The 6,383-nt window shown below is 61.6% G+C and carries 6 protein-coding genes; 2 read left to right on the forward strand and 4 right to left on the reverse strand.

Annotation, left to right across the window (positions count from 1 at the left end; translation table 11 throughout):
* Positions 1 to 25: 25 nt before the first annotated feature.
* Positions 26 to 493 (forward strand): NINE protein, encoded by a 468-nt coding sequence (locus tag M0D68_RS25090; RefSeq protein WP_093640629.1) that lies wholly within the window; start codon positions 26 to 28, stop codon positions 491 to 493.
* 16 nt (positions 494 to 509) lie between these two features.
* On the opposite strand, the gene M0D68_RS25095 is transcribed toward M0D68_RS25090, so the two are convergent.
* Both M0D68_RS25095 and M0D68_RS25100 read right to left on the reverse strand, forming a co-directional pair.
* Entirely contained in the window at positions 510 to 1,655 is a 1,146-nt protein-coding gene (locus M0D68_RS25095) for a PA0069 family radical SAM protein (protein WP_200621391.1), read from the reverse strand.
* Between the two features lie 98 nt (positions 1,656 to 1,753).
* Entirely contained in the window at positions 1,754 to 2,242 is a 489-nt protein-coding gene (locus M0D68_RS25100; protein ID WP_054036112.1) for an Lrp/AsnC ligand binding domain-containing protein, read from the reverse strand.
* 169 nt (positions 2,243 to 2,411) lie between these two features.
* On the opposite strand from M0D68_RS25100, the gene M0D68_RS25105 reads away from it, so the two are divergent.
* Positions 2,412 to 3,698 carry a D-amino acid dehydrogenase gene (locus tag M0D68_RS25105; protein ID WP_200623000.1) on the forward strand — a complete coding sequence of 429 codons (1,287 nt, stop codon included), beginning with the start codon at positions 2,412 to 2,414 and terminating at the stop codon, positions 3,696 to 3,698.
* Positions 3,699 to 3,845: 147 nt separating this feature from the next.
* Here the strand turns inward: M0D68_RS25105 and M0D68_RS25110 are convergent, their stop codons facing one another.
* Entirely contained in the window at positions 3,846 to 5,636 is a 1,791-nt protein-coding gene (locus M0D68_RS25110; RefSeq protein ID WP_200622999.1) for an acyl-CoA dehydrogenase, read from the reverse strand.
* A 103-nt stretch (positions 5,637 to 5,739) separates the two neighbouring features.
* Positions 5,740 to 6,383 (reverse strand): electron transfer flavoprotein subunit alpha/FixB family protein (locus tag M0D68_RS25115; protein ID WP_266225642.1); only part of this gene is annotated, 644 nt, incomplete at its 5' end.

Raw genomic sequence — 6,383 nt, forward strand, 5'->3', positions numbered from 1 at the left:
CTGTTGTCACTCTGCCCTCGCCTACATGTCCACCCTTGCTTCGACTTCCTCGCATTTCAGATCCAAGACGATTACCGCAGCGCTGGCCTTCTTCTTCGGCAGCATCGGCGCACACCGCTTCTATTTGTACGGCTTGCGCGACATCTACGGCTGGGCGCACCTGCTCGGCACGCTGATCGGGATTCCAGGCGCCATGCTGGTGGTGGCGAGTGAACGAGCCTCGATGCTCGGCTGGGTGCTCGCGTTTTTCGGCGCCGTTTCGCTGCTCTCCGCTTTTCTGGCCGCGATCGTCTACGGCCTGCGTCCGGATGAAAAATGGGACGCGCAGTTCAACGCACAAACCCAGCGCAAAAGCCGCTCTGGCTGGACCGTCATTTTCATCGTGATCTTTTCACTGCTGATCGGCGCGTTCCTGCTGATGACAGGCCTCGCGATCTCGTTCCAGACTTACTTCGAAGGTCAGGTTCAGGCCGCCAAAGCACTGTCGCAATGACCCACTGCGCGCCGCGCTAAAACAGCCTCAATTGGGGATTGTCGTGCGGCGAAGGTTCAGCGCGCACCGGCTCAACCCGGCGAAAGTGCGACATATCCAGAATGCCGCGGTCGCGCCGATTTAACCCAAGCCGGCGCACAGCATTGTGGAAGCGCTGCTTCAGCAAATCCGCCCACAAACCCTCCCCCTTCATTCGAGTGGCGAAGTTCGAGTCATAGTCCTTCCCGCCCCGCATATCGCGCACGCGGCTCATCACCCGGTCAGCCCGATCGGGAAAATGCGCCGCGAGCCAATCCTTGAATAGCGGTGCCACCTCCCACGGCAAACGCAGCACGATGTAGCTCGCATGGCTTGCGCCTGCCTCCGCACACGCTTCCAGCACGCGCTCCATGTCCGGCTCGGTGACGAACGGAATCACCGGCGCGATGCTGACGCCAACCGGAATACCCGCCTCGCTCAACGTACGGATCGTGCGCAACCGCCGCGACGGCGTGGCCGCACGCGGCTCAAGCGTGCGCGCGATATCGGCGTCCAGCGTGGTGATGGTGATCGCCGCCATGAACTGCCCGCGCGCCGCCATAGGCGCAAGCAGATCGATATCCCGTTCGATCAGCGACGATTTGGTGATCGCCGCGAACGGTTGTCCACGCTCGCTGAGCACCTCGACCACGCGCCGCGTAAGGCGCAAATCGCGTTCGACGGGTTGCCAGGCGTCGGTGTTGACGCCAAGCGCGATCGGCTCCGGCACATAAGACTTCTTCGACAACTCGCGCTCGAGCAACTCAGGCGCATTAATCTTCGCGTAGATACGGCTTTCGAAGTCGAGCCCCGGCGACAGCCCCAGATAACTATGCGTGGGCCGCGCGAAGCAGTAGATGCACCCATGTTCGCAGCCCCGATATGGGTTCAGCGACACGCTGAACGGAATATCCGGCGACGCGTTACGCGTGAGGATGGTCTTGGCCCGCTCTTCGAAAACCTGCGTGCGTAAGACCTTGGGTTCACCGTCTTCCTCCGACGACGCAAGCCAGCCGTCGTCCACCACTTCACGCTGGTCGACTTCGTAACGGCCTTGCAGATTCGTCACCGCGCCGCGCCCCTTGCGAGGCGTGGGCGGAGCAATCGGAAATTCGTTGGCGGAGTGGGTGTCGGAGTCGGTCACGGCTGGAGCACGCAAAAAGCAAAACGGCGCAAAACACCTGTATAAATATACAGTGTTTACGCCGTTTGTCGAGCCCAGCTACGCAACTCCCACGCGAGCTAATCGCCGACCGCAATCGTCAGCGTTTCCTTGATCTCTTCCATGACCACGTAGCTCTTCGACTGCACCGCGCCGGGCAGTTGCAGCAGGATGTCCCCCAGCAGCTTCCGGTAGTCGGCCATTTCGCCGATGCGCGCCTTGATCAGATAGTCGAAGTCGCCCGAGACGAGGTGGCACTCCAGTACCTCGGGGATCTTCTGCACCTCGCGGCGGAACTGGTCGAACATGTTGCCGCTCTTGTGATCGAGCGTGATCTCGACAAATACCAGCAGCGCCGCGCCCAGCTCGGCCGGGTTCACACGCGCGTGGTAGCCGGTGATCACGCCGTCGCGCTCCATCCGCTTGACGCGTTCGATGCACGGCGTGACGGACAGCCCGACCTGCTCGGCGAGGTCTTTCATCGCCATCCGGCCGTCCTGCTGCAGGAGCCGCAGAATCTTGTGATCGAGTTTGTCGAGAGCCCGGATCGGTTGGCGCTGTGTACGCATGGTGTTTTTGCTGAAAATCTTGAAAATACAATAACAAAACCTGCCTGACTGTTAATAGTATAGCGGTTATCACTGGGCGATCCGCGTTACACCTTGTTAATCGAATGAATTCAAACGAATCGACGAGCGCACCGTCCTCAGACCTCTTATTGAACATCCTGGAGCAGCTATGCGAGTCGTCGTTTTGGGCAGTGGCGTTGTCGGAGTGACGAGTGCTTATTACCTCGCGCGCGCCGGTCATGAAGTGACCGTCATCGACCGCGAGGCCGGCCCGGCGCTCGAAACCAGCTTTGCCAATGCCGGCCAGATCTCGCCGGGCTACGCGTCGCCGTGGGCCGCGCCGGGCGTGCCGCTGAAGGCCGTCAAGTGGATGTTCCAGAAACACGCGCCTCTCGCGATCCGCCTCGACGGCACGCAATTCCAGTTGCAATGGATGTGGCAGATGCTGCAGAACTGCACGTCGGCGCGTTATGCGGTGAACAAGGGCCGTATGGTCCGCCTCGCCGAATACAGCCGCGATTGTTTGCAAGCGCTGCGCGCCGAAACCGGCATCCAGTACGAAGGCCGCACCGGCGGCACGCTGCAGGTGTTCCGCACGCAACAGCAGTTCGACGGCGCAGCGAAAGACATCGCGGTGCTGCAGGAAGCCAACGTGCCATATGAACTGCTGTCGGCGGCCGAACTCGCGCAAGCTGAACCGGCACTCGCCGCGGTGTCGCACAAGCTGACGGGCGGCCTGCGCCTGCCGGGCGACGAAACCGGCGACTGCCAGATGTTCACCACGCGCCTCGCCGCGATGGCCGAGCAACTGGGCGTCAAATTCCGCTACAACACGCCGATCGACTCCCTCGCCATGGCGGGCGACCGCATCGCCGGCGTGCAGTGCGGCGATGAACTGGTGCGTGCGGATTCGTTTGTCGTCGCGCTCGGTTCGTATTCGACCAAGTTCCTGTCCGGCCTCGTGAAGATTCCGGTCTACCCGCTCAAGGGCTATTCGATCACGGCGCCGATCGTCAACGAAGCATCCGCGCCGATTTCGACCGTGCTCGACGAAACGTACAAGATCGCGATCACGCGCTTCGACGACCGGATTCGCGTCGGCGGCATGGCGGAGATCGTCGGCTTTGACAAATCGTTGCGCCAGGCGCGCCGCGAAACGCTGGAACTGTGCGTGAACGATCTGTTCCCGGGCGGCGGCGATACGTCGAAGGCGACCTTCTGGACTGGTCTGCGTCCGATGACGCCGGACGGCACGCCGATCGTCGGCCGCACCCCTGTGCCGAACCTGTTCCTGAACACGGGTCACGGCACGCTGGGTTGGACGATGTCGTGCGGCTCGGGTCAGTTGCTGGCCGACGTGATGTCGAGCAAGCAACCGGCCATCAAGGCGGACGATCTGTCGGTGCATCGCTATCTCGGCGAGATCGGCGGTGCGCATCGTCCGGCTTATGCCTAAGGTTTAATGTTTTAACGCTTCGCGAGCGGTTACGCCGGTTCGTCATCGCAGACAAACCGGTCTGACAAAACAAACGGCGCCTTGAATAAGGCGCCGTTTGTTTTTTACGCGCGAGCCTTCGCTACCTGGCTCGACAGAAAGGCAACATCAGAACTGATCGTCCGACAACGCCAGCACACTCTCTCCACCCTTCGCGCTGACGATCGAAGCTTCCAACGCCGACGCCAGCGGCAGCACATGCTCAGCATAAAACTGCGCGGTTGCGATCTTCGCGCCATAGAACGACGGATCTTCAGCGCGCTTTTCGGCCGCCACGAGCAACGCACGCGCCATCTGCCAGCCGCCCAGAACAATGCCCGCCAGCTTCAGGTACGGCACGCTGCCGGCGAACACCGCGTTCGGATCACTCTTCGTATTAGTGACAACGAAATCAACCGCCGCGGCGAGCGAGCGATGACCCTGGGTCAGATACTTCTTCATCGATTCAAACGCAGCGCCTTGCTGCACGCCGAGCGCCTCGATCGTTTCAGCCACGCCGGCCAGCAGCGCCTTCGCCACCTTGCCGCCGTCGCGCACGGTCTTGCGTCCGATCAGGTCGTTGGCCTGGATCGCGGTCGTCCCTTCGTAGATCGGCAGAATGCGCGCGTCGCGGTAGTACTGCGCGGCGCCGGTTTCTTCGATGAAACCCATGCCGCCATGCACCTGCACGCCGAGGCTCGTCACGTCGATCGACAACTCCGTGCTCCAGCCCTTCACGATCGGCACCAGGTATTCGTAGATCGCTTGATGCTCAACACGTTTTGCTTCGTCGGGATGACGATGCGCGATATCGCAGTGAGCCGCGGCGACATACGCCAACGCGCGCGACGCTTCGGTGAGACCACGCATCGTCGCAAGCATGCGGCGCACGTCCGGGTGCTGAATGATCGCCACCGATTGTTTCGCGGAGCCATCCACCGGCCGGCTTTGCACGCGATCCTTCGCATACGCCACCGCTTGCTGATACGCACGGTCCGACACGGCAACACCTTGCATGCCCACCGCGAAACGCGCTGCGTTCATCATGATGAACATGTACTCGAGGCCGCGATTTTCTTCGCCGATCAGATGACCGATTGCGCCGCCGTGATCGCCGAATTGCAGCACCGCGGTCGGGCTCGCCTTGATGCCGAGCTTGTGCTCGATCGACACGCAATGCACGTCGTTACGCTCTCCAAGCGAGCCGTCTTCGTTAATAAGAAACTTCGGCACGATGAAAAGCGAAATGCCCTTCACGCCTTCCGGTGCATTCGGCGTGCGCGCCAGCACGAGATGGGCGATGTTCTTCGCCATGTCGTGCTCGCCCCACGTGATGAAAATCTTGGTGCCGAACAGCTTGAACGAACCATCGCCCTGCGGCTCGGCGCGCGTGCGCACCAGCGCGAGATCGGAGCCGGCCTGCGGCTCGGTCAGGTTCATCGTGCCGGTCCACTCGCCGGAAATCAGCTTGGGCACGTAGGTTTGTTTCTGCTCTTCGCTGCCCGCCGTGAGCAGCGCCTCGATGGCGCCGTCTGTGAGCAGCGGGCACAGCGCGAACGACAGGTTCGACGCGTTCAGCATCTCGATACAGGCTGTGGCGATCAGCTTGGGCAGGCCCTGGCCTTCGTAGTCAACCGGATGTTGCACGCCTTGCCAGCCGCCTTCGCCGAACTGGCGGAATGCGTCCTTGAAACCGGGCGTTGTGGTGACCACGCCGTCTTTCCAGCTGCTCGGATTGCGATCGCCTTCCACATTCAGCGGCGCCAGCACTTCGCCGCACAGTTTCGCCGATTCGTCGAGCACGGCTTGCGCCGTGTCGAGGTTCGCATCTTCGAAGCCTGGCAGCGTCGCGATATCTTCGAGACCGGCCAGTTCTTTCATCACGAACAGCATGTCCTTGATGGGCGCCGTATAGCTCATTTCAGTTCTCCTCCTGCCTGTCGATATGAAAAAGGGCGCCGGACTTGATAGGTCCCACGCCCTTTGTGTGCTGCCAGACGCCTTTTACATGGCGCTGTGGCTGTTAGCCGAGCTCGCTAACGAGTTCCGGCACGACCGTGAACAAGTCGCCCACCAGACCATAATCGGCGACGCTGAAAATCGGCGCTTCCGGGTCCTTGTTGATCGCCACGATAACCTTCGAGTCCTTCATGCCGGCCAGATGCTGGATCGCACCCGAGATACCGACCGCCACATACAGTTGCGGCGCGACGATCTTGCCGGTCTGGCCGACCTGATAGTCGTTCGGTACGAAGCCCGCATCGACGGCCGCGCGCGATGCGCCCAGCGCTGCGTTCAGCTTGTCCGCCAGCGGCTCCAGAACCTTGGTGTAGTTCTCGCCATTGCCCAGACCACGGCCACCCGAGACGATGATCTTCGCCGAGGTCAGTTCCGGACGATCCAGCTTCGTCACTTCACGGCTCACGAACTGCGACAGGCCCGTGTCAGCTGCCGCTTCGATCTTCTCGACCGTTGCGCTGCCGCCTTCTGCTGCGACCGGGTCAAAGCCGGTCGTGCGGACCGTGATGACTTTGATCGGGTCTTGAGATTGAACCGTGGCGATCGCGTTGCCCGCGTAGATCGGGCGCTCGAACGTATCGGCGCTGTCCACTGCGGTGATATCGCTGATCTGCGCGACGTCGAGCTTCGCGGCGATGCGCGGTGCGA

Origin of the sequence: Paraburkholderia sp. SEWSISQ10-3 4 (assembly GCF_030464785.1) — a bacterium.
Lineage (GTDB): Bacteria > Pseudomonadota > Gammaproteobacteria > Burkholderiales > Burkholderiaceae > Paraburkholderia > Paraburkholderia aspalathi.